Origin of the sequence: Algibacter luteus (assembly GCF_900141715.1) — a bacterium.
In the GTDB taxonomy this organism is placed as follows: domain Bacteria; phylum Bacteroidota; class Bacteroidia; order Flavobacteriales; family Flavobacteriaceae; genus Arenitalea; species Arenitalea lutea.
On the sequence record NZ_FQYK01000016.1, the window covers coordinates 1 to 2,713 of the forward strand.

2 protein-coding genes are annotated in these 2,713 nt (G+C 32.7%); both read left to right on the forward strand.

Features of this window, described 5'->3' with window-relative positions; translation table 11 throughout:
- On the forward strand, positions 1 to 360 hold a 360-nt coding region (locus BUA46_RS14945), incomplete at its 5' end, for a T9SS type A sorting domain-containing protein (protein ID WP_143148164.1).
- Between the two features lie 233 nt (positions 361 to 593).
- A partial coding sequence (locus tag BUA46_RS14950; protein WP_143148165.1) for a LamG domain-containing protein occupies positions 594 to 2,713 on the forward strand: 2,120 nt, incomplete at its 3' end.

Consider the following 2,713-nt stretch of genomic DNA (forward strand, 5'->3'; position numbering starts at 1 on the left):
GATTTAAGACAAGATGCAGCCTATAGTTTTTCATCGGCACAAGGTATCTTTAATGATAGATTTGAGATTGTATTCCAAAGCGAGCAACAAAGCTTGAGTACTGAAGAAACATTAGCGACCGATAATTTCATGTATTATCAGCATAACACCAACACGTTTTATGCTAAGAAGTTAAACGCAGAAGTTAAAAACCTAGCGTTAATAAATATGCGAGGCCAACGCATAATGGAATTACAAAACGTATCTAAAACAAGTTTAGAAAACGGAATACGCTTTGATACTATGGCAACAGGCACCTATATAGTTTGTTTACGAACAGAATCTGGTGAAGTTTTAAATAAAAAGATTGTTATTAATTAGTTTAATAATCACTTATGATTAATAGTAATCATCAATAAATTACATTTAATCGTAAAAATTATACATTTAATCGATAAAAAATTATAATTTTATTAAATTAATCACTATTATTGCATTATTAATTCATTGTAAACCATGAATGTGGTTAGTTTATTACTGTTTACTCCCCTCAAGTATTCATTTTTTGTATAAATATTTAATGATTAAGATAACCAAATCTGAATTATAACTTAATGAAACCTACTTTACGAATTGGTCTTACAATATTGTGTTTGTTATACGCTTTTATAACTAACGGGCAAACTTGTTCTGGAATTACTTTTAATTCACCTGGTGTGCCTTCAACTTGTACCTATACCTATACAGGATCGGGTTGGGAAGACTCGTCGGGTAATCCAATTAGTGCACCAAGTGGTAATAGTGCAGGACAATCAATTTGTATTTTAGCTAATAACGCTGATAATTTCGCGTTAATTAAAGGCACACTTTATGTCGGACCTGGTGCAACTTATTCCGGTTCAATAAACGGATTTAATAATGGATCAACATTAATAATTGAAGGCGATATTAGTTTTCCAAATAATACTTCCTTTAGTTCAACAAATATTTATTTAGATTATTCAAGTACATTTACATATCCTCATGATTTTTCTCCTGGCGGAAGTACAGCCATTCATAATAAAGGTGATATGTATATTACTGGAGATTTAGGTATTTCGGGATCTGCTATGATTGTTAATTTTGAAGATTCCTTTTTAGAAGTACAAGGAGATTCAGGTATAAATAATACATTAAAAAATTGTGGCTTATTTGAAACCTACGGATCTATAACCGGAACAGGTGGTAGTGGTCTGGAAAACTACTGTTCTGTTTATGTGCATCAAAATATTAGTTTAAATGGAGATTTTACCAACGATGGTTTAATCATAATAGATGGGACTTTAAGTGTTAATGGCTCTATATTTTATAATAATGATACTTTAGTTCTTACTAATTTATCTTTAGCTAATGACCAAATAGTTGGAAATGACGTAGACTCTTTATTAATTGTTAAAGAACATGCCGAACTTTCTTCTGGGGCAAGTATAACCGGACATTTATTCTTGGATATGGATGATGGTGGAGGTTTTGATGTTGTGTGTGGTTCTTGTGTAGAAGAAGTAGATATTGTTTTTGCTGTTAATGTCCCAGCTGCCACGACTGATATATTGGAAAATTGCGGTGGTAATATTGAGGTTTCACCATTTATCGAGCGATCTACTTTAGATTTTGATGGTGTTGATGATTATTTAACGACAGATAAATTTATTGAAGGCGAAAGCGAAGTAACTCTTATGGCCTGGGTTAAGTCTGATGTTGGAAATATAACAACCATGACAATTGCGGGAGAAGATATAGGATGTTCTTTATTTCTGCAAAACGGTAACATTCCATCATTTGCAATTTCTACAAACGGTATTGTAAAAAATATAGTTTCTGCGAGTGCAATAAATTTAGATGAGTGGCATCATGTTGCCGGCACATTTTCTGATGTTACAGGGATTATGAAAATCTATGTCGATGGAGAACTTGAAAATTCTTTTGATACATTATCTACAGGAAATCCTATCCAAAATTCAGGGTTAAGTAATGGAAAGTTTGAAGTTGGAAGATTATCCAAGACTACAGGGGACCTAGAGTACTTTAAAGGAGATATTGATGAAGTTAGAGTATTTGACACCTTGTTAACTGATAATCAAATACAACGAATTGTTTATCAAGAAATAGAAAATAATTCTGGAAATGTAAAAGGAACAATCATAAACAAAGATATTGTTGATATTACATCTGGTAATACTATTTCGTGGTCAAATTTAATAGCTTATTACCCTATGAGTGATATTGTATCTTATCAGCGCACACAAGATTTTTCTTTAAGTAATAGAATCACAAAATTACGTAATATCACAAGTATTCAAGATCAAACAGCACCTATGCCTTATGAAACTATAGCAGATGGAAGTTGGACTACACAATCCACTTGGTTACATGGGGATGTATGGGATATTGAAAATACTTCGAGTAATAAAGACTGGAGTATTGTGAAAATAGCTAATGATGTAACCGCGAGCCATACCATAAAAAATATAGGATTGATTATAGATTCAGACAAATCTTTAACTGTTCAAGGCGATAATCAAGTTGAAAACAGTTGGTATTTAGAGCTTAATGGCACCTTAGATTTAGAGGGCGACTCACAACTCATACAAACCGTAAACAGTGATTTAGTAACCTCTGCAGATGGTAAAATATTGCGACGACAGGAAGGAACGGCAAGTCCTTACTGGTATAACTATTGGTCATCTCCAGTAGG